Genomic DNA, 24,898 nt, shown 5'->3' on the forward strand with positions numbered 1-24,898 from the left:
AAGCCCTGCCCGCCCCGACCGCACAGCGACTGCGCGCGCTGACCGGAGCGGCGCTGCACAATCTGTACGGTCCCACCGAAGCCGCCGTCGACGTCACCTATCACGAGGTGACCGACGCCGACACCGTCACCGTGCCCATCGGCGGCCCGGTGTGGAACACCCGGGTGTACGTACTGGATTCGCGCCTGCACCCGGTGGGCGCCGGTATCGCGGGTGAGCTCTATCTCGCGGGCGAGCAGCTGGCCCGTGGCTACCTGGGCCGTCCGGAGCTGTCCGCGGACCGCTTCGTCGCCAATCCCTTCACCCCCGGCGAGCGCATGTACCGCACCGGTGACCTGGTGGTCTGGACCGCCGACGGTGAGCTGGAATACCTGGGCCGCACCGACTTCCAGGTCAAACTGCGCGGCCTGCGCATCGAACTGGGTGAGATCGAGGCGGCGCTCACCGCGCACGACTCCGTCGCCCAGGCGGTGGTGGTGCTGCGTTCGGACGCGCGCACCGGCGATCTGCTCGTCGGCTATGTGGTTCCGTCCGCCGCCGGGTCGGTCGATGTGGCGGCCCTGCGCACCCACCTGGCCGCGGCGCTGCCGTCGTACATGGTGCCGTCGGCCCTGGTGGTGCTGGAATCCTTCCCGCTCAATGCCAACGGCAAGCTGGATCGCAACGCGCTACCCGCTCCCGAGATCACCGCGGCCGCGTTCGAGGCCCCGGAGGGTGAGGTCGAGGCGCTGGTCGCGGCGATCTTCGCCGATCTGCTCGGCGTGGAACGAGTCGGCGCGGGTGATGACTTCTTCGCCCTCGGCGGAAATTCGCTGATCGCCACCCAGTTGGCGGCGCGCCTGTCCAAGGCCATGACCACGCCGGTGCCGGTGCGCACCGTCTTCGATGCCGCCACGGTGCGCGAACTCGCCACCCGGGTGACCGCGCTCGCGAACGAAGCGGACGCGAATCTGCCACTGCCCCCGCTGGTTTCGCAGCCGCGCGAGGGCCGCATCCCGCTGTCCATCGCACAGCAGCGGATGTGGTTCCTGAACCGCTTCGACGCACAGGGCGGCGGCTACAACATCCCCTTCGCCCTGCGGTTGACCGGTGCGCTGAACGTGCCTGCGCTACAGGCCGCCATCGCCGATGTGATCGACCGGCACGAGACGCTGCGCACCCTGTATCCCGAGCGTGACGGCGAGGCCGCACAGCTGATCCTGCCCGCCGGAACGCATCTGGTGGAGCTGGAGCCGGAGACCATCGCCGCGGCCGAACTCCCCGCACTGGTGGAATCGGTGTCCGCCACCGTTTTCGACGTCACCGTCGAGGTGCCGATTCGGGTGCGGCTGCTCGAACTCGCCGATGAACACCCGCAGACGCACATCCTGCTGTTCGTGGTGCACCACATCGCGGCCGACGGCTGGTCCTTCGCGCCCCTGGCCCGGGATCTGGCCAAGGCGTACGTGGCCCGCTGTGCCAATACCGTCCCGAATCTCGGTGTGCCGCAGGTGCAGTACGCGGATTACGCGCTCTGGCAGCGGGCCGCGCTCGGAGCGGTCACCGATGAACAGTCGGTGCTGGCCCGGCAACTGCGCTACTGGAAGCGCCGCCTGGCGGGCGCGCCCGAACTGCTCACACTGCCCACCGACCGTCCCCGCCCGGCCGTGGCGAGCACCCGCGGCGCGGCGCTGCTCGGCACCCTGGACTCCGAATTGCATTCCGATATCGTGGAATTCGCGGCCGAGCACCGGGTGACCCCGTTCATGGTGCTGCACACCGCATTGGCCGTGCTGCTGGCCCGGCTGTCCGGAAGCGCCGATATCGTCATCGGCACCCCCGTCGCGGGTCGCGGCCAGCAGGAGCTGGACGATCTGGTCGGCATGTTCGTCAACACCCTGGTGCTGCGCAGCGAGATTCGCCCCGGCGCTGCCCTGGGTGAGGTGCTGGCGCAGGTGCGCGATACCGATCTGGCGGCCTTCGATCACGCCGCGCTGCCCTTCGAAGCACTCGTCGACGCGCTGAATCCGGCACGCTCCCAGGCGCATTCACCGATCTATCAGGTCGCGTTCACGCTGCAGAACCACGCCAAGCCGGAGTTCCGGTTGCAGCGGCTGTCCATCACCGGACTCGACGCCGGGGTGCCGCCCATCCAGTTCGATATGGACTGGACCCTGCACGAGCATTTCGCCGACGGTGTGCCCGCCGGACTCGACGTGCACGTGCACTACGCCCGAGATCTGTTCGACGAGAACACCATCGGCGAATTCCTGGTCCGCTACGAGCGGGTGCTGCGCGCCCTGCTCACCGATCCGCGCACCACCGCCGCCGATGTGGAACTCATGTCGGTGGCCGAGCGCGGCGTGGTGCTGTCCGACCGCAACGCCACCGCGCGGATGATCCCGCGCGAAACCCTCGCCGATCTGCTGGACCGGCGCGCCGCCGTCGATCCGGCGGTGACGGCGGTGGTGCTCGAGGACGAAACCCTGAGCTACGGCGAACTGGCCGCCCGCGCGAATCGACTGGCGCGCTGGCTGATCAGCCAGGGCGTCGGCCCGGACGATATCGTCGGCGTGACCGCGCAGCGTGGATTCGATATGGTCATCGCGCTGTACGCCGTGGTCGCGGCGGGTGCGGCCTATCTGCCGGTGGACCCGGCGCATCCGGCGGATCGCCTCGCGCACATTCTCGGCACCGCCGAAACCACCCTGGTGCTGGCGGTCGACGAGCTGCTCCCGCCCGCGCTGGACGGCGTGCGCACCGTGGCCGTCGCGGATCTGGATCTGAGCGGCTACGCGGGCACACCCGTCACCGATGCCGAGCGGATCGTGCCGCTGCGCCCGGACAACCTGGCGTACGTGCTGTTCACCTCCGGCTCGACCGGTCTGCCCAAGGGTGTGGCCACCAGCCACCACGCCATCGTCAATCAGCTGTACTGGCTCGAACACCGCTACGGCGTCACCGCCGCCGACCGCATCATGCAGCGCGCGCCGCTGTCCTTCGACGTCTCGGTGTGGGAGTGCTTCCTGCCCGCGCTGGTGGGCGCGCCGCTGGTGCTGCTGAAGCCCGGCGGGCACCTGGACCTGGACTACCTGGCCGGGAAGATGCGCGAGCACGGCATCACCATCGCCGAGCATGTGCCGTCCGTGCTGGCCGCCCTGGTCGCCGAGGGCCAGGGATCCGCGCTGGGTTCGTTCCGGCATCTGCACACCGGTGGTGAGGCGCTGCCCGCCGAACTGCTCGCCGCGCTGCGCGAGCACGTCGGCGGTGCGGTGCACAACGCCTACGGACCCACCGAGGCCGCCGTCTCGACCATCTACCACGAATTCACCGACGCCGATCCGGATTACGAGGTCGCCATCGGCCGTCCCAACTGGAACACCCGCGCGTACGTGCTGGACGCCCGGCTGCGCCCGGTGCCGACCGGCGTCATCGGCGAGCTGTACCTCGCCGGTGATCAGCTGGCTCGCGGCTACCAGGGCCGCGGTGCGCTCAGCGCGGAACGCTTCATCGCCGATCCGTTCGGCGTGCCCGGTGCGCGCATGTATCGCACCGGCGATCTGGTGCGCTGGAACCGCTCCGGTGATCTGGTGTACCTGGGCCGCAACGACTTCCAGGTGAAGCTGCGCGGTCAGCGTATCGAGCTCGGCGAGATCGAGGCGGCCCTGCTGACGGCCGCCGGTGTCGCCAATGCCGCCGTGCTGCTCGCCAAGGACTCCGCCGGCACCGATGCCCTGGTCGGATACGTCTCCGGCCCCGGTCTTTCCGCCGAAGCGGTACTGGCGCATATCCGCGAGCAGTTGCCCGCGTACATGGTGCCCGCGCACCTGGTGGTGCTCGACGATATGCCGCGCACCAGCGTCGGCAAACTGGACCGCAAGGCCCTGCCGCCGGTCGAATTCACCGCCGCGGCAACCGCTTTCCGCGCACTGCGGGAAGGCTCGGAGTCGATGCTGGCCGGGCTGCTGCACGATCTGCTCGGCGGTGATCCGATCGGCGCCGATGACGATTTCTTCGACCGGGGCGGTAACTCGCTGCTGGCCATGCGTCTGGTGGCGCGCGTCAACGCGGCCTTCGGCTGCGAGATCGGCGTGCGCGAGATCTTCGAGGCCCCGACCGTTGCCGAACTGGCCACCCGGGTCGCGGGCGGTGGCCGCACCCTGCCGCCGCTGACCGCGGCGCCGCGGCCGGATCGAATCCCGTTGTCACTGGCGCAGACTCGTATCTGGCTGCTGAACCGGCTCGATCCGGAATCGGCCGCGTACAACATCCCGGCCGCCATCCGGCTGATGGGCGATCTCGACATTCCGGCATTGCGCGCCGCCCTCACCGATGTGATGACCCGGCACGAGGTGCTGCGCACCATCTACCCGATGGACGCCGAGGGCGAGGGCTACCAGGTGATCCTGCCCGCGGGCACCGCCATCGAGTTGCCGGTCGAACTCGTCAGGGGTTCGGTGCTGCCGCGCATCTACGAATTCGGTTCCACCGGTTTCGATATCACCACCGAACTGCCGATGCGCGCGGTGCTGCTGCGCGAATCCGAGCACAGCACCGTACTGGTCGCGGTGCTGCACCACATCGCCGGTGACGGTGCGTCCATGGATCCGCTGCTGCGCGATGTGATTCTGGCGTATCTGGCGCGCACCTCCGGGTCCGCACCGCAGTGGGAACCCCTGGCCGTGCAGTACGCCGATTACGCCCTGTGGCAGCACGACGTGCTGGAAACGGTTGCCGCACCGGAACTCTCGTACTGGCGCGAACAGCTCGCCGGACTGCCGGACGAGCTCCCGCTGCGCACCGACCGGCCCCGTCCGGCGGTCTCCTCCTATGCGGGCGCGGTGGTGCGCGGTCGCATAGGCGGCGATGTCGGCGAACGAGTGCGCACGGTTGCCAAGCGGCACAACGCGACTCCGTTCATGGTGTATCACGCCGCGCTGGCCGTACTGCTGGCCCGGCTCTCGGGCACCGAGGACATCGCGATCGGCACCCCGGTCGCCGGCCGCGGCGAGGCCGCCCTGGACGACCTGGTCGGCATGTTCGTCAACACCCTGGCGCTGCGCACCCGCCCGGCCCTGGACCGCCCCTTCGCCGACCTGCTGGCCGAGAGCCGGACCGTGGACCTGGCCGCCTTCGCCAATGCCACGGTGCCGTTCGAGCGCGTGGTGAACGAGCTCGGCATCGAAACCAATCGGTCCCGGCATCCGCTGTTCACGGTGACGCTGAACTACCTGAACCTGGACGGCGATACGCACGGTGTGCCCGGACTGGTGCTGGAGAACGTCGAATTCGACGACACCATCGCCAAATTCGACCTCACCTTCTCCATCGGCGATGAACTCGACGATGACGGCCACCTGATCGTCGAGGTCACCTACGCCACCGATCTGTACGACGAGGCGACCGCGGCGGATCTGCTGCGCCGCTTCGGCCGGGTGCTCGGCGCGGTCACCACCGATCCGGCGGTGACCATCGGCGAGATCGAACTGCTGGCTCCGGTGGAGCGCGCCGAACTGCTGGCCCGGCGTGGCCCGCGGGCGCTGCCGCCACGCACCCTCGCCGAGCTCATGCGGGCCGCGGTCGAGCTGAATCCCGAAGCGACGGCGCTGATTTCGAGCGGTGAGACGCTCACCTACGGACAGCTGGACGAGCGCTCCTCGCGGCTGGCCCGGTTGCTCATCGGATTCGGCGTCGGCGCGGAGGATTTCGTCGCCGTCGCGGTGCCCCGCTCCATCGATTCCGTGGTGGCGCTGTGGGCGGTCGCCAAGACCGGCGCGGCCTTCCTGCCGGTCGACCCCACCTATCCGGCCGAGCGCATCGCCTACATGCTGGCCGATTCCGGCGCCACCCTCGGGCTGACGCTCACCGCGCACCTGGAACAGCTTCCGGCGCAGGCGACCTGGATCGTGCTCGACGGCGAATCGCTGTCCCGCGATCTGCTCGCCTTCGACGCGAACCCCATCGCGGACACCGAACCGGTGCGCCCGGTGCGCATCGGCAACGCCGCCTGGATGATGTACACCTCCGGTTCCACCGGCCGCCCGAAGGGCGTGGTGGTCAGCCACGCCGGTCTGCCGGGCGTCGCGGCCATCCATCAGGAGCACGCGCCGACCTCCGCGTCGGCCCGCGTCCTGCACCGGGCCTCGCCCAGCTTCGACGCCTCGCTGATGGAACTGCTGATGGCCCTGCCGGTCGGGGCGGCACTGGTCATCTCGCCCGCCGACGTCTTCGGCGGCGAGGAGATGAGCGAGCTCATCCACCGTCAGCGGGTGACCCACGCGCTCATCACCCCGTCGGTGCTGCAGACGCTCGATCCGGAGCGACTGCGTGGCCTGCGGCACCTGTCGGTCGGCGGCGAGAGCTTCGGCCCGGAACTGGTGGAACGCTGGGGCGGCGGCCGCGATCTGTACAACTCGTACGGGCCGACCGAGGTCACCATCACCACGCATATGAGCTCGCCGCTGCGGCCGGGCGACGGTGTGGTGCTGGGCGGGCTCGCGCACGGTCTCGGCGCGGTGGTGCTGGATGCCCGGCTGAGCCCCGTGCCGGACGGCGCGGTCGGCGAAATGTACCTGCGCGGACCGGGATTGGCGCGCGGCTATCACGGTCGCGCCGATATCACCGCGGACCGCTTCATCGCCGACCCGTTCGGCGAGCCCGGCGGGCGGCTCTACCGCACCGGTGATCTGGTGCGCTGGGTGCGGCGCTCGGTCGGCGGCATCAGCTACCCGGTGCTCGAATACCTGGGCCGCTCCGACGATCAGGTCAAGGTGCGCGGCCTGCGCATCGAACTCGGCGAGATCGACACCGTGCTCACCACCCATGAGAGCGTCGATTTCGCGGTCACCATCGGCCACACCGGTCGTTCCGGCGATATCTCGCTGGTGTCCTACGTGGTGCCCGCACCGGGCCGCGTCGTGGACACCGAAGAGTTGCGCGCCTTCGCGGGCCGCTCGCTCATCGCCTATATGGTGCCCGCCGCCATCATGGTGATCGACGCCATTCCGCTCACCCCGACGGCCAAACTGGATCGAAAGGCACTGCCGGAACCGGTATTCCGCACCGCGGAGTTCCGGGCCCCGGTCACGGTCGCAGAACGAGCCATCGCGACCGTCATGGCCGAACTGCTCGGGGCCGCCGATCCGGTCGGCCTGGATGACGATTTCTTCGCACTCGGCGGCAATTCGCTGAGCGCGGTGAAGCTTTCGGCCCGGTTGTCCGCGCGCCTGGGTGTCGCGGTGGCCATGCGCACCGTGTTCGAGCATCCGACCGTGGCCGGATTGGCCGCTGTCATCAGCACCTCCGGCGAAATCGTCGCGACCGGTCCGGAGCTCGTGTCGCGCCGCGAGCAGGGCCCGGTGCCGCTTTCGCTGGCACAGCGGCGCATGTGGTTCCTGAACCGGTTCGACGGTGAATCGGCGGCCTACAATATGCCGCTCGCCATCCGGCTCACCGGTGAGCTGGACATCGCCGCCCTCGACGCGGCGTTCGCCGATGTGGTGGCCCGGCACGAGGTGCTGCGCACGCTGTACCCGCTCACCGAATCCGGTCCGGTGCAGGTGATCCTGCCCGCCGCCGAGGCGCGCGGGCCGCGGCTCAGCCCGATTCCGGTGGCGGCGAGCGAATTGCTCACCGTCGTCAGCGAATTCGTTTCCGTGGGCTTCGATGTCACCGCCGCGGTACCGCTGCGCGCCCGGCTCTACCTGCCCTCGGATGCCGCGGATGAGCACGTGCTGGTCGTGGTGCTGCACCATATCGCCGCCGACGGCGCCTCCATGGCCCCGCTGGCCCGCGATGTCATGGCCGCCTACGCCGCCCGGCATGCGGGCGCCGCGCCCGTGTGGGAGCCACTGCCGGTGCAGTACGCGGATTACGCGCTCTGGCAACGGGATCGGCTCGGCTCCGAAGACGATGCCCAATCGCTGCTGGCACAGCAGCTGCGGTTCTGGACCGAGGCCCTGGCCGGGCTGCCGGATCAGTTGGAGTTGCCCGGCGATCGACCGCGTCCGGCGGTGGCTTCCACCGTCGGCGACGAGATCAATTTCGGCATCGACGCCGGGCTGCACGCCCGGCTCGCCGAACTGGGCCGCGCCCAGGGCTCGACGCTGTTCATGGTGGTGCACGCGGCCTTCGCGCTGCTGCTGTCCCGGCTGTCCGGGAGCGCCGATATCGCGGTCGGCACACCGGTCGCGGGTCGCGGCGAGGACGCGCTCGACGATCTCGTCGGCATGTTCGTCAACACCCTGGTGCTGCGCGCCGAGATCGATCCCGCGCTCGGCTTCAGCGCCCTGCTGAACCAGGTCCGCGCCCGCGATCTGGCTGCCTTCTCGCACGCCGACGTGCCGTTCGAGCGCCTGGTGGAGGTGCTCAACCCGGAGCGCTCCACCGCTCGGCATCCGCTGTTCCAGGTCGGCTTCTCGTTCAACAACACCGAGCCCGCCGCCTTCGAACTCGACGGATTGCGCGTCGGCGCGGTCGATTTCGAGACCGCCATCTCGCAGTTCGATCTGCACCTGGTGGTCGTGGACCGCTATGACGCGGACGGCACGCCCGCCGGACTCGCGGTCTCGCTCACCTACGCGACCGCGCTGTTCGACGCCGACACCGTCGCCGGATTCGCCCGGCGCTTCGAACGCCTGCTGGCCGCGGTGGTCGCCACCCCGGAGCTCGCGGTCGGCGCGCTGGAACTGCTCGCGCCCGACGAGCGCGTCCGAATCCTGGAGTCCTGGAACGGCACCGCGCAGCCGGTCGACACCGAGGCGACCCTGGCCACCCTGCTGGACCGAGTTGTCGCCGGCGATCCGAAGGAGATCGCACTCGTCGCCGATACCGCCACCGGGCGTGAGGAATTGACCTACGCCGAGCTCGACGCGCGGGTGAACCGTTTGGCGCGTGAGTTGATCGCGCGTGGTATCGGTGCGGAAGACCGTGTGGCGCTTGCCATCCGGCGTTCCACCGATCTTGTGGTCGCGATGTACGCGGTGGCCAAGTCCGGTGCGGCGTATGTGCCGATCGATCCGGATCAGCCCGCCGATCGCACCGGTTACATCCTCGAAACCGCCGCTCCGGCGGTGGTGCTGACCACCTCGCGGGACGGCTTCGAGCATGAATCCGCATCGGTAGCGCGTATCGATGAGCTGGATCTGTCCGGATACTCGGACGAGCCGATCACCGCTGCCGAGCGGGTGCGGGAGCTGACGTCCGCCAATACCGCGTACGTCATCTTCACCTCCGGTTCCACCGGCCGTCCCAAGGGTGTGGCGCTGCCGCATGCGGCGGTCGTGAACCAGTTGCTCTGGAAGGTCACCGAATTCGGTCTGGATCCGGCCGATGCGGTGCTGCTCAAGACCGCCGCGACCTTCGATCTCTCGGTGTGGGAGTTCTGGTCGGCGGTGGCCTGCGGTGGCCGTCTGGTCATCGCGCAGCCGGACGGGCACAAGGATCCGGCGTACCTGAACGAGCTCATGGCTCGGGAGTGGGTGACCACCCTGCACGTGGTGCCGTCGATGTTGGACGCGCTGCTGGCGGACGGGCTGCCGGATTCGCTGTGGCGCATCCTGGCGATCGGTGAGGCGTTGCCGGGCGCGCTGGCCCAGCGGGTACTGGCCGAGCGTCCGCGTACCGAGCTGTTCAACCTGTACGGTCCGACCGAGGCCGCGGTCTCGATCACCAATCACAGGGTCACCGATGCGGATCAGACCGCGGTGTCCATCGGCGCGCCCGAATGGAACAGCCGGGTGTACGTGCTGGACGCACGGCTGCGTCCGGTGCCGGTCGGCGTCTCGGGTGAGCTGTACCTGGCGGGTGCGCAGCTGGCGCGCGGCTACTTCGGCCGCGCGGATCTGACTGCGGATCGCTTCGTGGCCAACCCGTTCAGCGCGGGCGAGCGCATGTACCGCACCGGTGACCTGGTGGCCTGGAATGCCAAGGGCGAGTTGGACTACCGGGGTCGCACCGACTTCCAGGTGAAGATCCGCGGCTTCCGCATCGAACTCGGCGAGATCGAGGCCGCGCTGCTGGCGCTGCCGGAGATCGCACAGGTCGCGGTGCTGGCCAAGTCGGATCAGCGCACCGGTGACCGCCTGGTCGCCTACCTCGTTTCCTCCGACGCGAATGTCGATGTGGCTCAGGTGAAGTCGGCATTGTCGGCGACCCTGCCGTCGTACATGGTGCCTTCGGCGTTCGTGGTGCTGGACGCGCTGCCGTTGAACCTCAACGGCAAACTGGATCGAAAGGCGTTGCCGGAGCCCGAGTTCGAGACCACGGCCTTCCGTGCGCCGTCCACCCCGATCGAGGAGATCGTGGCGGGCGTGTTCACCGATGTGCTGGGCGTCGAACGCGTCGGCGCGGATGACGATTTCTTCGCTCTCGGCGGAAACTCGCTGCTGGCAACGCAGATCGTCGCCCGGATCGGCGCGGCCCTGGACAGCCGCATTCCGGTGCGCGCGCTTTTCGAGGCGTCCACCGTCGCCGGACTGGCCGCGAATGTCGCGCGGCAGTCGGGTGCGGGTGACCGCCGGGCCCTGGTGGCCCGGTCGCGCCCGGCGGCGATTCCGCTTTCCCCGGCCCAGCAGCGCATGTGGTTCCTGAACCAGTTCGACACCGAATCCGCCGCCTTCAACGTGCCCATCGCGGTCCGGCTGTCCGGTGCGCTGGATGTGCCCGCGCTGCGGACCGCCATCGCGGATCTGATTGCCCGGCACGAGATTCTGCGCACCGTCTACCCGATGACGGGGGAGTCGGACGCCGCGCGCCCCGCCCAGGTGATCCTGGCCCCCGCGCAGGCGACCCCGGAGCTCGAACTGCGCGTCGTCCCCGGCGCCGAACTCGAGGCCGTACTCGACGAATTGGCCCGCATCACCTTCGACGTCACCGCGCAGGTGCCGGTCCGGGTGCTGCTGCTCGATATCGACGGCGCCGGAAACGATTACGTGCTCGCGATGGTCGTGCACCACATCTCCGGCGACGGTTCCTCGGTCGGCCCACTGACCCGGGATCTCATGACCGCCTACGCCGCCCGGTCACGCGGTGTCCAGCCGGGCTGGACGGCGCTGCCCGTGCAGTACGCCGATTACGCCATCTGGCAGCGTGAGGTGCTCGGCGACGAAAGCGATCCGGAATCGCTGTTCGCCACCCAGGTCGGCTATTGGAAGTCGGCGCTGGCGGGACTGCCCGATCAGCTGGATCTGCCGTTCGATCGGCCGCGTCCGGCATCGCAGTCCCTCGAGGGCGGCAAGACGCCGGTGCTCATCGACGCCGAAACCCACTGTGCGCTGGTCGAACTCGCCCGCGCACAGGGCGCGACGCTGTTCATGGTGGTGCACACCGCCATCGCACTGCTGCTGGCCCGGTTGTCCGGCACCGGCGATATCGCCATCGGCACCCCGATCGCGGGTCGCGGCGAGGCCGCGCTCGACGATCTGGTCGGCATGTTCGGCAATACGCTGGTGTTCCGCACCGAGGTCGACGCCGCGGCCGCGTTCACCGAACTGCTGGCCCGCCAGCGCGAGATCGATATCCAGGCGTTCGCGCACGCCGACGTGCCCTTCGAGCGTCTGGTCGAGGTCCTCAACCCGGTGCGATCGACCTCGCGCAATCCGCTCTTCCAGGTCGGCCTGTCGTTCCAGAATCTGGCGCGCACCCGGCTCGAGCTGCCGGGGCTGACCGTCTCCGAGGTCGACTTCGACAATGTGATGGCGGCACTGGATCTGCACTGGATCCTGTCCGACGGGTACGAGCAGGACGGCACGCCCGCCGGTATCGCGGGCAATCTCGTATACGCCGGTGATCTGTTCGACGCGAGCACCGCGGTCGGGTTCACCGAGCGACTCGGTCGCCTGCTTGCCGCCATCGTGGCGGATCCGACCCGCCCGGTCGGTGATATCGATATTCTCGATCGCGCCGAGCTGGATCGAATCCTGCAGGGCCGTAACGAAACCCGACATGAGATCGTCGACGAGCCGCTGCTCGCCGGTTACCGCCGGACGGTGGCCGCGCATCCGGATGCGATCGCGGTGGTCTACGAGGGCATCGAGCTCACCTATCGCGAATTCGACGAGCGGGTCAATCGACTGGCCCGGTTGCTCATCGCCCAGGGTGTCGGCACGGAATCCGTTGTGGCGGTGGCGATTCGGCGCTCTCTGGATCTGGTGGTCGGACTCTATGCCGTGCTGTCGGCGGGTGGGGTGTACGTACCGCTGGATCCGGACCATCCCGCCGACCGCATCGCGAATATCTTCGACACCGCCCAGCCGGTCTGCCTGCTCACCAACACCGCCGACGCGGTGCGCGCGCCCGCGGGCGTTCCGGTACTGAACCTGGACGAGCTCGAGCTGGACCGGTTCTCGGCCGCACCGGTACGGCCGGAGGAACTGCTGCGCCCCATCACCGATGAGAACCTGGCCTACATCATCTTCACCTCGGGTTCCACCGGCAGGCCCAAGGGCGTCGCCACCGGGCACTGGGCCATCCACAACCAGATCGAGTGGATGCTTGCCGAATATCCGATGACGCCGGCGGACGCGTATCTGTTCAAGACCGCGACCACCTTCGACGTCTCGCTGTGGAGCATCTTCATGACCATGCGGGTCGGGGCGACGCTGGTCATCGCCGCGCCCGGCGGGCACCTGGACACCGCCTACATCGCGGATGTCATCGCGGCCCAGCGTGTCACGATGGTGGACTTCGTGCCCTCCATGCTCACGGTCTTCGCCGCGCACACCCCGGCGGGGTCGCTGACGACCCTGCGCGATGTGTTCGTCATCGGTGAGGCATTGCCGCCGGAGACGGTGACCTCGACACTGGCGCTGGGCGCCGGGGTGCAGGTGCACAACCTGTACGGCCCGACCGAGGCCGCGATCTCGACCACCTACTGGAAGGCGACGGGCGGCGAGACCCGCTCGGTTCCGATCGGCCTACCGCAGTGGAACACCCAGGTCTACGTCCTGGACGCGCGGCTGCGTCCGGTGCCCGCCGGGGTGCCCGGCGAGCTCTACCTGGCCGGCGACCAGTTGGCGCGCGGTTATGAGCGCCGACCGGATCTGACCTCGGATCGGTTCGTGGCCAACCCGTTCGGTGTCGGCGCGCGCATGTACCGCACCGGCGATCTGGTGCGCTGGAACGCCGCCGGAGCGCTGGAGTACATCGGCCGCACCGACTTCCAGGTGAAGTTCCGCGGCCAGCGCATCGAGCTCGGCGAGATCGAGATGGCGCTGCTGGCGCATCCGGCGGTGAGCCAGGTGGTGGTGCTGGTGGTGCCGACGGCGCTGGGCGATCAGCTGGTGGCGTACGCGGTGCCGGTGCCCGGCGCGGTCATCGATCCCGCCGGACTGCGGTCCACGGCGGCGGATGCCCTGCCCGCCTACATGGTTCCGGCCCAGGTCATCGTGCTCGAGGCGTATCCGCTCAACGCCAATGGCAAGCTGGAACGCCGGGCGCTGCCGGAGCCGGTCTTCACCGGCCGCGAATTCCGGTCGCCCGAAACCGAGTTGGAGATCAAGGTCTGCGCGGCCTTCGCCGAGGTGTTGAAGTCCGAGCGAATCGGCCTGGATGACAACTTCTTCGAGCTCGGCGGAACCTCGCTGGTTGCCGTGCAACTGGCGGCTCGGCTCAGCGCCGCTGTCGGTGAGCGTGTTCCGGTGACCTGGTTGTTCTCCGCTTCCACCCCGGCGGCCCTGGTCGCCGAACTGGAAAGGGCCACCGGCGGTCTGGGTGAGAGTGCCTTCCAGGTGCTGCTGCCGCTGCGCACCGGCGGATCCGGCGAACCGCTGTTCTGCATCCACCCGGTCGGCGGCATCTCCTGGTCGTTCGCCGGTCTGGCCGCACACCTGGACGAGGACCGCCCGATCTACGGTCTGCAATCGCCCACCCTGGCCTCGGATGTGCCGCTGCCGGCCTCCATCGACGAATGGGCGGCGCGGTACGTGCGGGAGATTCGCGCCGTACAGCCCGAGGGCCCGTACCACCTGCTCGGCTGGTCGCTCGGCGGCGTGCTGGCGCATTCGGTCGCGGTGCAGCTCCAGGCGCTGGGACAGGAGGTGCCGACGCTGGCCATTCTGGACAGCTGGCTCGGCGGGGACACCGAAGCCACCGGGCCGGTACGCATTCCGGTCGCCGAGGTGCTCGGCGGTCTGTTCGCCGGACAGGTCGAACTGGGCGACGGTGATATGGATCCGGAGGAGCTGGCCGAGAAGCTGGCCGGACTTCCCGAACCGTTCGCCTCCCTGGGCACGGACCGGCTGACCCGGATGGTGCGCACCGGTGTCGACTCGCTCGCGCTCATCGGCGCGTACCGGCCCGAGCGCTTCAAGGGTGAACTGCGGTATTTCGCTGCCGCCCTTGATGATCCGAGCTGCACGGAAGGCGTGTCCACCTGGACCGATGCCATCGACGGTGTGCTGCACACCCATGCGGTGCAGGCCACGCACTGGCGCATGACCGAACCCGCGGCGCTGGCCGATATCGCCCGGGTGCTGAACCACTCTTCGAATCCCTTGTGAGAAAGGCACTTCGCGATGAGCAATCCCTTCGATGACGACGACGCGCAGTTCTACGTACTGGTGAACGAGGAGGCGCAGCATTCGCTGTGGCCGATCTTCGCCGCCATCCCCGGTGGCTGGACCATCGCGCACGGACCGGCGCAACGTCGTACCTGCCTCGACTACGTCGAAACCCATTGGACCGATATGCGCCCCAAATCCCTGGCCGACGCCATGGCCACCGAGGTCGACTGATTCGGTTCGAAAATCTCTGCGGCCCAACAACTCCGCAGTAAGGACTCGGGGCGCGAGCGCGCCCCGTGCGGCGGTCCCGGCGCATTCACTGGTGATCCAGGCGAACAGTTTTCGGGGGTCTGTCCGCGAACGAAGAAAGGAAACACATGACCACTCCTCCTGCTACCGATCCCACCGGCGGCGTCGACATCGGCGGCATCCTGACCACCCTGCTCAAGTTCCTGAGCGGTGGCTCGACCGCCAGCTACACCCCGCACTGATCCGTAGCCCCCCAACACCTTTCGAAAGGAAAACACAATGCTCAGTGGCAGCGGCTTCACCGACCTGCTCATGGCTTTCGCCCACCTGGTCGGCTCGGGTTCATCCACCTCGGTAACCCAGCCCACCCCGCCGGTGACCACCCCGGTCGTCTAGGAGCCCAAATGTTCTCTGGCAGCATGGTTAACGACCTCTTCGCCACCCTGGCCAAGATGCTCGGCACCGGCTCCTCCTACACCTTCCCGCCGCAATAGCGACCGGAAAGGTCGTGAGGCCGCCAGCGCGCAACGCCCTGGCGACCCCACATTCCACCTGAATAAGCGCCGCGATGTACCGTTCCACCACTCCCTGCCGGACCGGTACATCGCGGCGTCCAGGCATTGTGAGTATCTCAGCTACCTCGCTCCGGTAGTCCCGCTCGCGCCGATCGATACAGTGCGGTGATATCCGCGCATCGGATAGCGGCTGTCGATGACATCGAATGCACCGGGCCGCCGGCATTTGCGGAGTTCCCGATCCCGGCGTCCGGGCGGCCCGCGATACCCGATATTTGCAACCGATTGGTATCTAATACGGACGCGGTTTTCGGCGGTATCCGGCCCTCGCTCGTGTGGAAGTTCTCGCGGTGTGTCGACCGATTCGTGCGCGAGTCGCGGTGCGCAACCGGATAATTCGGACATCTTATGGTGTGGTGGTTTGCGCCGCGGCCGATCGGATTCGACATGATTCCGCATGTCGGTCCGGCATTCCGGCCGGATAGCGGTTCCGAAAAGTGGAGCTTTATTCTTCGGCGAATTCGACTCACCCCCTTCACTTCCTGCATCCGCGAATGTTTGGCAAATATATTTGTGCGGAAGGCAAGGCATAGTCGCCGCGAAACAGGCCCGGAAGTGTGGGAGCGAATACTTTTCGATAGCGCGCAACGAAGGGATTTCCAATGATGACGGTTACGGAATCCACTGAGCAGCCAGCGGTCACGGAGAGGAACACCATGAGCCGGAGCATTACGGTCGAGCCGCGTACCGTCGGTCTCTACTGGGACCGCGACGGTGATATCTGGCAGCGCGAGGAAGCCGGTTGGCGCCTCATTCTGCAGAGCGGCGTCGCCGTTGATCCGATCTCATTGTGGGAGTGGGAGGACGGGCACGTGGCCGACTACGCGCCGTTCACCCCCATGTCCGTCTTCACCCCGGCATAAGACCCCGCCGGTGCGGCGCGGTTACGCTCGCGCCGCACCGAAGAGGCTGACCTCCATCAGCCGGATCACCCTTTCCTGCGGGCAGATTCGCGGATCGTCACCGAAGACGCGCCCCATATCGACCACCAGTCCGAACCCGGCGTGCACCAGGATTCTGGCCTCGCCCTCGGACAGTTCCGGGCGCACCGCCACCAGCAGCCGCACCCATTCGGCCACGATCAGCCGCTGCACATTGCGCAGCATGGTGCGCTCATCGGGCGAAACATGGCTGAACTCCGCGTAATACACATAGGTCAGCTCGCGTTCGGCGAATGAGCCCGCGACATAGAGGTCGACGAGCTTGCCGAGCGCCTCGGCCGGAGTCGCGGACGACGACACCGCCGGTCCGATCGCCCCGGACACCCGATCGGCCGCGCGCCGGAAGGCCGCCGCCAGCAGATCACCCTTGCTCCGGTAGTACCGGTACACCGCCGAGGCCGCGGACAGATCGGCCGCCGAGGCGATGTCCTCCACGCTCACATTGGGGTATCCGCGCTGATGGAAGAGCTCGACGGCCTTCTTCAACAGCAACTCGTGCTTGAAGGACTGCGGGATCTCGGTGGCCCGCGGCAGGCTGGCATCGGTGCCGGGCGGCGGTAGTTCGGCGGCGATGAGCGCATCGCAGGCCGAATGCAGCAATGCGGTCAGCGCTTTCACCGGCAGCGCCGCGTGATGGTCGCCGATACTGCTGACCACGCTGAAGATGGCCACCGCGCGCACCGCGCGATCCTGTTCGTCCAGCTCCGGTCGCACCGCCCCGATGAGATCGCGCAGCACCTTCAGCGCCGCGGTGAACTGATCGGACAGCGTCTGCCGATCGGCATCGTCGAGGTATCGCTGCTCCCAGCGCAACAGGGTGACCGTGGCGCGATTGGCGATGGTCTCGGCGATGATCCGATCCAGCACGCTCGACAGTCGTGCGGCCGGGTCCAGACCCTCGCCGTCCTCCGGCGGCGTGGTCGCGTCGACGGTGAGCTGACCCAGTCGCAGCAGCTCCTCGCGGAACAGCGCGTACTTGCTCGGGTAGTGCCGATACAGTGCGGCCGAGGAGATTCCGAGTCGCGCGGCGATATCCTCCATGCTCACCCCGTGATAGCCGAGCGAGCCGAAGGCGGCCGCCGAGGTGGCGGCGATCTGGGCGCGCCGGTTCTTCGGGCGGCGGCGGATCACACGCTGCTCCTCGACATTCATGCCCGTAATGGTAGTCACCAGGTCTTTTGCCGCCCTGCCGGGTTGGGGAGGGCTGTGCTTGCAGGCGAAAGCACAAGGCGCTCACCCGATTCGGCGTTTCGCACGCGTTTCGTTCTACGATCGGCGGCCCATCTCGTAGGCTGCGCAGAGGTTAGGGCGAGATCAGGATGGAGCCGGCATGCGCACGGTCGATGTTCAGCGCACGATCCGGGCTCCACTCCCGGATGTCTTCGACTGGCTCACCGATGCGACCAACTATCAGCGCGTACCCATGGTCCGCCGGGTAACCCTGGTCCGCCCCGGCAACACCACCGGTCACGGTGCCGGAGCGGTCCGGTTGATCGTGACCCCGCTCATTCGCCTCACCGAAGAGATCGTGGAGTACGAGCCCCAGCGCCTCATGCGTTATCGACTCCTGAAATCCGTTCCGCCACTGCGACATCAAGAAGGTTTCATAGCTTTCGAGGAGGTCGCTCGCGGCACCCGCGTGCGCTGGTTCTCCACCTTCGAGATCGCCTCGCCGATGTGCGGCGGTCTGGCCACCACCCTGTTCCTGCCCGTCATCCGAGGCGGATTCCTCATGGTGCTGCGCACCGCCGAACGCGAACTTCGCGGTGCCTGAACACAATTCGAGCGCGCTCGGGGTGTAGATCACACCAGGGCGGCCACGGCCATGCGGCGCAGCACCGGCCGGGCGCGGGTCGCGGTCGCGGCCGGGGCGCTGTGCGGGGTGGAGTTGATCAGGCCGAAGATCGCGTGCGCCTGCACGCGGGCGGTCGCCTCGGGGAGGTCGGGCCGGACTTCGCGCAGTACGGCGACCCAGACCTCCACATATTGGCGCTGGGTGCGGCGGACCTGGCGGCGCGCGGCTTCGGGCAGATTCTCCAGATCGCGATCCTGGATGCGAATGAGTTCCGGCTCACCCAGGGCGAAGTCGAGGTGGAAATCGATCAGCGCGTCCAGCGCCTCGGCGGGTGCGGTGGCCGCCGCCGCGACCGCCCGGCCACCGTCGAGCAGCCGCTGACTGATGCCGACCAGCAATTCCACCAGCAGCGCTTCCTTATTGGGGAAGTGGCGGTAGACCGCCGGGCCGCTGATACCCGCCGCCGCGCCCAGATCGTCCAGGCGCATACCGAGGAAGCCGCGGTCCGCGATCAGCCGCGCGCCCGCGTCCAGCAACTGCGCGCGCCGCTGCGCCTTCAACTGTTCGCGCCGGGTGAGCGGTGCTGCCGCCAGCGCGGCGCGGGTCGTCGCGGCGGTTTCGGCCGGTGCCGAGGGCACGGTTTCCGCGCTGTTCACCGTGGCTCCCTCCTGCGGTTCTGGACAACTCAGTTAGTGAAGATTATCTTACATTTGAGTTATTGGTGATTAACCGAGCCTGAGGATGACGTCATGACGGTGGCTGGGGAGGTGCGCTCCGGGAACCGGGCCGCGCATCACGCACTGGTCGAAGAGCTGCGCGAGCGCTTGGCCGTGAGCGCGCTGGGCGGACCGGACAAGGCCCGCGAGCGGCATCTGGCCCGCGGCAAACTGCTACCGCGGCAGCGGGTGGATCAGCTGCTCGATCCCGGCTCGCCGTTCCTGGAGCTGTCGCCGCTGGCGGCCACCGGGCTGTACGGCGATGAATGCCCGGGCGCGGGCGTGATCGGCGGTATCGGCCGGGTCTCCGGGCGCGAATGCGTGATCATCGCCAATGACGCCACGGTCAAGGGCGGCACCTACTACCCGATGACGGTCAAGAAGCATCTGCGCGCGCAGGAGGTGGCGCTGCAGAACAACCTGCCGTGTATCTACCTGGTCGACTCGGGCGGTGCGTTCCTGCCCAAGCAGGATGAGGTCTTCCCCGATCGCGAGCACTTCGGCCGCATCTTCTTCAACCAGGCGAATATGAGCGCCAAGGGGATCGCGCAGATCTCCGCGGTCATGGGCTCCTGCACCGCGGGCGGCGCGTACGTCCCCGCCATGAGCGATGAGACCGTCATCGTGCGCAATCAGGGCACCATCTTCCTGGGCGGCCCGCCGCTGGTGAAGGCCGCCACCGGCGAAGTGGTCACCGCCGAGGAACTGGGCGGCGGCGAATTGCATTCGCGCACTTCCGGTGTCACCGATCATCTGGCCGAGAGCGATCAGGACGCACTGCGCATCGTGCGGAACATCATCGCCACGCTCGGCCCGAAGACGCCGACGCCGTGGGAGGTCCGGCCCACGGTCGACGCCATCGCGCCGCAGGACGAGCTGTACGACATTGTCCCCGTTGATCTCCGGACGCCCTACGACGTCCGCGATGTCATCACCCGCATGGTCGACGGCGGCGAATTCGCCGAGTTCAAGGCCGAATACGGCCGCACCCTGGTCACCGGCTTCGCGCACATCCACGGCCATCCGGTCGGCATCGTGGCCAATAACGGCGTGCTGTTCGCCGAATCCGCCATGAAGGGCGCGCATTTCATCGAACTCTGCGATAAGCGCAAGATCCCGCTGCTGTTCCTGCAGAACATCACCGGCTTCATGGTCGGCCGCGATTACGAGGCGGGCGGTATCGCCAAGCACGGCGCGAAGATGGTCACCGCGGTGGCCTGCGCACGGGTGCCCAAGCTGACCGTGGTCATCGGCGGCTCCTACGGCGCGGGCAACTACTCCATGTGCGGGCGCGCGTATTCGCCGCGCTTCCTGTGGATGTGGCCGAACGCGCGCATCTCGGTGATGGGCGGCGAGCAGGCCGCCTCCGTGCTCGCGACCGTGCGCGGCGATCAGCTGGACGGCTCCGGCAAGCCGTGGTCGGACGAGGATCAGGAGGCTTTCAAGGCCCCTATCCGCGATCAGTACGAGGCGCAGGGCAATCCGTACTACTCCACGGCCCGGCTCTGGGACGATGGCGTCATCGATCCCGCCGATACCAGAACAGTTGTCGGCCTGGCGCTTTCGGCGTGCGCGCAAGCGCCGCTGGAGGACGTCTCCTACGGCGTCTTCAGGATGTGATCGCCTTGATGAACAAAGCTCACCCCGTCGCCTTCGATACGGTGCTGGTCGCCAATCGCGGGGAAATCGCGGTGCGGGTCATCCGCACCTTGCGCGCCATGGGAATTCGCTCGGTCGCGGTGTATAGCGATGCCGATGTGAACGCCCGGCACGTGCACGAGGCCGATATCGCGGTCCGGCTCGGACCGGCCCCGGCCCGCGAGTCGTATCTGGATATCGCCAAGGTGGTGGACGCGGCGGTGCGCTCGGGCGCGCAGGCCGTGCACCCCGGCTACGGATTCCTCTCGGAGAACGCGGCTTTCGCGGCGGCGCTGGACGCGGCCGATATCGTCTTCCTCGGTCCGCCCGCCCGGGCCATCGAGATCATGGGCGACAAGATCGCCGCCAAGAACGCGGTCTCCGCGTACGGCGTCCCCGTCGTGCCCGGTATCGCCCGCCCCGGTCTCACCGATGCCGAATTGATCGAGGCGGCAACGGAAATCGGCTATCCCGTGCTGGTCAAACCGTCCGCCGGTGGTGGCGGCAAGGGTATGCGCCGGGTCGAGGATCCGGCGCTGCTGCCCGAGGCCCTGCTCAGCGCGCGCCGCGAGGCCGGTTCGGCCTTCGGTGACGACACCCTGTTCCTGGAGCGATTCGTGAACCGCCCCAGGCATATCGAGGTGCAGATCCTCGCCGATGAATTCGGTCAGGTGCTGCATCTGGGCGAGCGTGAATGCAGTCTGCAGCGCCGCCACCAGAAGGTGATCGAGGAAGCGCCGTCACCGCTGCTGGACCCGCGCACCCGCGCCCGCATCGGCGCGGCGGCCTGCAATACCGCGCGCAGCGTCGACTACGTGGGCGCGGGCACCGTGGAATTCATCGTCTCGGCCGATAAGCCGGACGAGTTCTTCTTCATGGAGATGAATACCCGGCTGCAGGTGGAGCATCCGGTCACCGAACTGGTCACCGGCGTGGATCTGGTGGAATGCCAGGTGCGCATCGCGGCCGGGCAGAAGCTGGCGGTCAGCCAGGAGGACATCAAGCTGACCGGGCACGCCATCGAGGCGCGCGTGTACGCCGAGGATCCGGGCCGGGGCTTCCTGCCCACCGGCGGCACCGTGCTCGCGCTGTCCGAGCCGGAAGGCAAGGGCGTGCGGGTGGATTCGGGCCTCCGCGCCGGAACGGTGGTCGGCACCGACTACGACCCGATGCTGTCCAAGGTCATCGCGCACGCGGGGGATCGCGCCACCGCGATATCGAAACTCGATGCGGCGCTTCGTGATACCCAGATTCTGGGCGTGCGGGACAATATCGACTTCCTGCGCTTCCTGCTCGCGGACGCCGATGTGCGGGCCGGAAATCTGGATACCGCCCTGCTGGACCGGCGGGTGGTCGACTACGGCCCGCCGGTGGTCTCCGATGCCCAATTCATCGCCGCGGCAACGGATCTCTGGTTGCGCCGGTGGCCGAGCGCGGCGGCCGATCTGTGGGCGACGCCGAACGGCTGGCGGATCGGCGCGCACGCGCCCACCGTATTCCGGCTCACCGGCGGCGATCGCACCGCGCACGTCTATCTGTCGGGCACGCCCGGCAATGCGCTCGCATGGGTAGCGGACGGCGAAAAGCATTCCCTCACCGCCACTTCCGATGCCGAATGGCTCACCCTCACCCTCGACGGCCTGCGCACCCGCTACCGCGTCGCCACCGGTGACGGTCAGCTCTGGGTGGCCGACGCCACCGGCGTCGCCCAGCTGCGCGAGGTCGCCGAGGCCGATATCCGCGGCGGCGGCGAACACATCGGCGATGCCGAAATCAAGAGTCCCATGCCGGGTTCGGTCATCGCCGTGCCCGCGGTACACGGCAGCGAGGTCGAGGCCGGGGCCCCGATCGTCATTGTCGAAGCCATGAAAATGGAGCACACCCTCACCGCCCCCGTGGCCGGTCGGGTGGAGGTGCTCGTCGAGCCCGGTGCCCAGGTCAAGCTGGAAGAGCTGCTGGCCCGCATCATCACCGCCGATTCCCAGGAGAACACCGCGTCATGACCGACTTCCTGTCCACCGGAACGCTGCCGGACGAATATCGCGAACTGGCGCTCACCGTCCGCGATTTCGCCAATCAGGTGGTGGCCCCGGTCGCCGCGAAACACGATGCGGAGCACAGCTTCCCGTACGAGGTCATCGCGGGCATGGCGGATATGGGCCTGTTCGGCCTGCCGTTCCCGGAGGAGTTCGGCGGTATGGGCGGCGACTACTTCGCGCTCTGCCTGGCTCTGGAGGAGCTCGGCAAGGTCGATCAGAGCGTGGCCATCACCCTCGAGGCCGGTGTCTCGCTGGGGGCCATGCCGATCTACCGCTTCGGCAATGACAAGCAGAAGCAGGAGTGGCTGCCATTGCTCGCCAGCGGGCGCGCGCTCGGCGCGTTCGGGCTCACCGAACCCGGCGCGGGCAGTGACGCGGGCGGCACCCGCACCACCGCCGTTCAGGACGGCGACAGCTGGATCATCAACGGCAGCAAGCAGTTCATCACCAATTCGGGCACCGATATCACCCGGCTGGTGACCGTCACCGCGGTGACCGGCACGACCGAGGGCAAGAAGGAGATCTCCACGATCATCGTGCCCGCCGACACCCCCGGATTCGTGGCCGAGCCCGCGTACAACAAGGTCGGCTGGAACGCCTCGGACACTCATCCGCTGAGCTTCACCGATGTGCGCGTCCCGGCCGAGAACCTGCTCGGCGAACGCGGCCGCGGTTACGCCAACTTCCTGCGCATTCTCGACGAGGGCCGGATCGCCATCGCCGCGCTGTCGGTCGGCGCGGCACAGGGCTGCGTGAACGAGAGCGTCAAATACGCCAAGGAGCGTGAGGCGTTCGGCCGCCCGATCGGCAGCAATCAGGCCATTGCCTTCAAGATCGCCCGCATGGAGGTGCGCGCGCATATGGCCCGCACCGCCTACTACGACGCTGCCGCGCTCATGCTGTCCGGTAAGCCGTTCAAGAAGCAGGCCTCGATCGCGAAACTCGTGGCCAGCGAGGCCGCCATGGACAATGCCCGGGACGCCACCCAGATTTTCGGCGGCTACGGCTTCATGAACGAATATGCTGTGGCACGGCACTATCGCGACAGCAAGATTCTCGAGATCGGCGAGGGCACCACGGAGGTGCAGTTGATGCTTATCGGGCGGGAGCTGGGTCTGTGACCGAACAGGATTCGCAGGCGCGCCGGATCGTTCAGCGCGGCCTGTGGTTCGAGGAGTTCGAAACCGGTGTGGTGTACGAGCACCGGCCCGGCCGCACGATTACCGAAGCCGACAATGTGCTGTTCACGACGCTCACCATGAACACCCAGGCGATGCATCTTGACGCGGCGTTCGCCGCCACCCAGGAGCCGTTCCGGCAGGTGCTGGTGAACTCCATGTTCACCCTGTCCACCCTGGTGGGCCTGTCGGTGGCGCAGCTGACCCAGGGCACCATCGTGGCCAATCTCGGCTTCTCCGAAATCGCCTTTCCCAAACCGCTTTTCCACGGCGACACGCTGTACGCCGAAACCGTGGTCACCGACCTGCGGGAATCCAAGAGCCGTCCCGGGGAGGGCATCGTGACCTTCGCGCACACCGGCCGCAATCAACACGGGGACGTGGTGGCGACGGCCGTCCGCAAAACCCTGGTGAGAAAGCAGAAATAGATGAGCTGGGAGCTGCCCGGACCGGCGTGGCTGTTCTGTCCCGCGGATCGCCCCGAGCGCTACGCCAAGGCCGCCGCCGCGGCCGATGTGGTGATCATCGATCTGGAAGACGGTGTGGCCGAAGCGGATAAGGCGGCCGCCCGCGAGGCGCTGATCGCCACCCCGCAGGATCCCGAACGCACCGTCATCCGGGTGAACGCGGCGGGCACCGTCGAGCACATGCTCGATCTGGACGCCCTGCTGCGCACCGAGTACCGGCGGCTCATGCTCCCCAAATGCGAATCGGCGGAACAGATTACCCGGCTGGCCGATTACGAGGTGATCGCGCTCATCGAATCCCCGCTGGGCGCGATGGCGGTCGGGCGAGCGGTCATGGTGCGCAATGCCATCGGCGTCATGTGGGGCGCGGAGGATCTGGTCGCGGCGCTGGGCGGCAATTCCAGCAGGCACGCCGACGGCGGCTATCGGGATGTGGCGCTGCATGTGCGCTCGCAATCGCTGTTGGCGGCCAAGGCATATGGCAAATTCGCACTCGATTCGGTGTTCCTGAATATCCCGGATCTGGATGGGCTGGCGGCGGAGTCCGAGGACGCGGTCGCCGTCGGCTTCGACGCCAAGGTCGCTATTCATCCGAGTCAGATTCCGGTCATCCGGCGCGCCTACGCACCGGTGCCCAAGGAAGTCGATTGGGCGCAAAGGCTTTTGGCCGAGGTGCCGAACCATCGGGGTGTGTTCACCTTCGAGGGCCGCATGGTGGATATGCCGGTCATCCGGCATGCCGAGCGAATCGTGCAGCGCGCGCAGGTCGCGGACAGCGCCGGATTCGCGTCGTAGGAGGTAGTGCAGGTGGAACCACAGT

At 67.9% G+C, this 24,898-nt stretch carries 11 protein-coding genes (1 of these 11 running past the window's edge); 9 read left to right on the plus strand and 2 right to left on the minus strand.

All coding sequences use genetic code 11. From position 1 onward, the window contains the following. The 3 genes from ACFC0O_RS32080 to ACFC0O_RS32090 all read left to right on the plus strand — a co-directional run. Positions 1-14,477, plus strand: the 3' portion of a protein-coding gene (locus tag ACFC0O_RS32080; protein ID WP_375966363.1) for a non-ribosomal peptide synthase/polyketide synthase. The gene continues 14,155 nt to the left of window position 1, outside the view; 14,477 of the gene's 28,632 nt are visible here — the last part of the coding sequence; its start codon lies beyond the left edge, outside the window; the stop codon is at positions 14,475-14,477. Positions 14,478-14,492: 15 nt separating this feature from the next. Next, a complete protein-coding gene (locus tag ACFC0O_RS32085; RefSeq protein ID WP_375964537.1) occupies positions 14,493-14,711 on the plus strand; it encodes an MbtH family protein in 219 nt (72 codons plus the stop codon). A gap of 1,249 nt (positions 14,712-15,960) precedes the next feature. Next, complete coding sequence (locus ACFC0O_RS32090) at positions 15,961-16,167, plus strand: hypothetical protein (protein ID WP_364642617.1); 207 nt, start codon at positions 15,961-15,963, stop codon at positions 16,165-16,167. A 21-nt stretch (positions 16,168-16,188) separates the two neighbouring features. On the opposite strand, the gene ACFC0O_RS32095 is transcribed toward ACFC0O_RS32090, so the two are convergent. Next, the gene (locus ACFC0O_RS32095; RefSeq protein WP_375964540.1) at positions 16,189-17,397 is read right to left on the minus strand and encodes a TetR/AcrR family transcriptional regulator; all 1,209 of its coding nucleotides are present in this window, start codon (positions 17,395-17,397) and stop codon (positions 16,189-16,191) included. A 178-nt stretch (positions 17,398-17,575) separates the two neighbouring features. On the opposite strand from ACFC0O_RS32095, the gene ACFC0O_RS32100 reads away from it, so the two are divergent. Continuing rightward, complete coding sequence (locus tag ACFC0O_RS32100) at positions 17,576-18,019, plus strand: SRPBCC family protein (RefSeq protein ID WP_364642611.1); 444 nt, start codon at positions 17,576-17,578, stop codon at positions 18,017-18,019. A gap of 29 nt (positions 18,020-18,048) precedes the next feature. Here ACFC0O_RS32100 and ACFC0O_RS32105 read toward each other — a convergent pair whose 3' ends face one another. Continuing rightward, complete coding sequence (locus ACFC0O_RS32105) at positions 18,049-18,633, minus strand: TetR/AcrR family transcriptional regulator (RefSeq protein WP_375966366.1); 585 nt, start codon at positions 18,631-18,633, stop codon at positions 18,049-18,051. Between the two features lie 156 nt (positions 18,634-18,789). On the opposite strand from ACFC0O_RS32105, the gene ACFC0O_RS32110 reads away from it, so the two are divergent. From ACFC0O_RS32110 to ACFC0O_RS32130, 5 genes are read left to right on the plus strand one after another with little or no spacing between them, the layout of a single operon-like run. Further along, positions 18,790-20,376, plus strand: a complete 1,587-nt coding sequence (locus tag ACFC0O_RS32110; protein ID WP_375964542.1) for a carboxyl transferase domain-containing protein — start codon at positions 18,790-18,792, stop codon at positions 20,374-20,376. Positions 20,377-20,384: 8 nt separating this feature from the next. After that, on the plus strand, positions 20,385-22,397 hold the full coding sequence (locus ACFC0O_RS32115) for a biotin carboxylase N-terminal domain-containing protein (protein WP_375964544.1): 2,013 nt from the start codon (positions 20,385-20,387) through the stop codon (positions 22,395-22,397). After that, positions 22,394-23,554, plus strand: a complete 1,161-nt coding sequence (locus ACFC0O_RS32120; RefSeq protein WP_375964547.1) for an acyl-CoA dehydrogenase family protein — start codon at positions 22,394-22,396, stop codon at positions 23,552-23,554. Before ACFC0O_RS32115 ends, ACFC0O_RS32120 begins: the two co-directional genes overlap by 4 nt. Beyond that, on the plus strand, positions 23,551-24,039 hold the full coding sequence (locus tag ACFC0O_RS32125; protein WP_364642599.1) for a MaoC family dehydratase: 489 nt from the start codon (positions 23,551-23,553) through the stop codon (positions 24,037-24,039). The genes ACFC0O_RS32120 and ACFC0O_RS32125 overlap by 4 nt, the downstream gene beginning before the upstream one ends. Beyond that, on the plus strand, positions 24,040-24,873 hold the full coding sequence (locus ACFC0O_RS32130; RefSeq protein ID WP_375964550.1) for an HpcH/HpaI aldolase/citrate lyase family protein: 834 nt from the start codon (positions 24,040-24,042) through the stop codon (positions 24,871-24,873). The last annotated feature ends 25 nt before the right edge of the window (positions 24,874-24,898 follow it).

The organism is Nocardia sp. NPDC056100 (genome assembly GCF_042266325.1).
Taxonomy (GTDB): Bacteria; Actinomycetota; Actinomycetes; order Mycobacteriales; family Mycobacteriaceae; genus Nocardia.

What these genes read in the sequence shown, in the direction of transcription:
- ACFC0O_RS32085 (WP_375964537.1), top strand. Translation starts at nt 14,493, where the DNA reads ATGAGCAATCCCTTCGATGACGACGACGCGCAGTTCTACGTACTGGTG.
- ACFC0O_RS32090 (WP_364642617.1), top strand. Translation starts at nt 15,961, where the DNA reads ATGAGCCGGAGCATTACGGTCGAGCCGCGTACCGTCGGTCTCTACTGG.
- ACFC0O_RS32095 (WP_375964540.1), bottom strand. Translation starts at nt 17,397, where the DNA reads ATGAATGTCGAGGAGCAGCGTGTGATCCGCCGCCGCCCGAAGAACCGG.
- ACFC0O_RS32100 (WP_364642611.1), top strand. Translation starts at nt 17,576, where the DNA reads ATGCGCACGGTCGATGTTCAGCGCACGATCCGGGCTCCACTCCCGGAT.
- ACFC0O_RS32110 (WP_375964542.1), top strand. Translation starts at nt 18,790, where the DNA reads ATGACGGTGGCTGGGGAGGTGCGCTCCGGGAACCGGGCCGCGCATCAC.
- ACFC0O_RS32115 (WP_375964544.1), top strand. Translation starts at nt 20,385, where the DNA reads ATGAACAAAGCTCACCCCGTCGCCTTCGATACGGTGCTGGTCGCCAAT.
- ACFC0O_RS32120 (WP_375964547.1), top strand. Translation starts at nt 22,394, where the DNA reads ATGACCGACTTCCTGTCCACCGGAACGCTGCCGGACGAATATCGCGAA.
- ACFC0O_RS32130 (WP_375964550.1), top strand. Translation starts at nt 24,040, where the DNA reads ATGAGCTGGGAGCTGCCCGGACCGGCGTGGCTGTTCTGTCCCGCGGAT.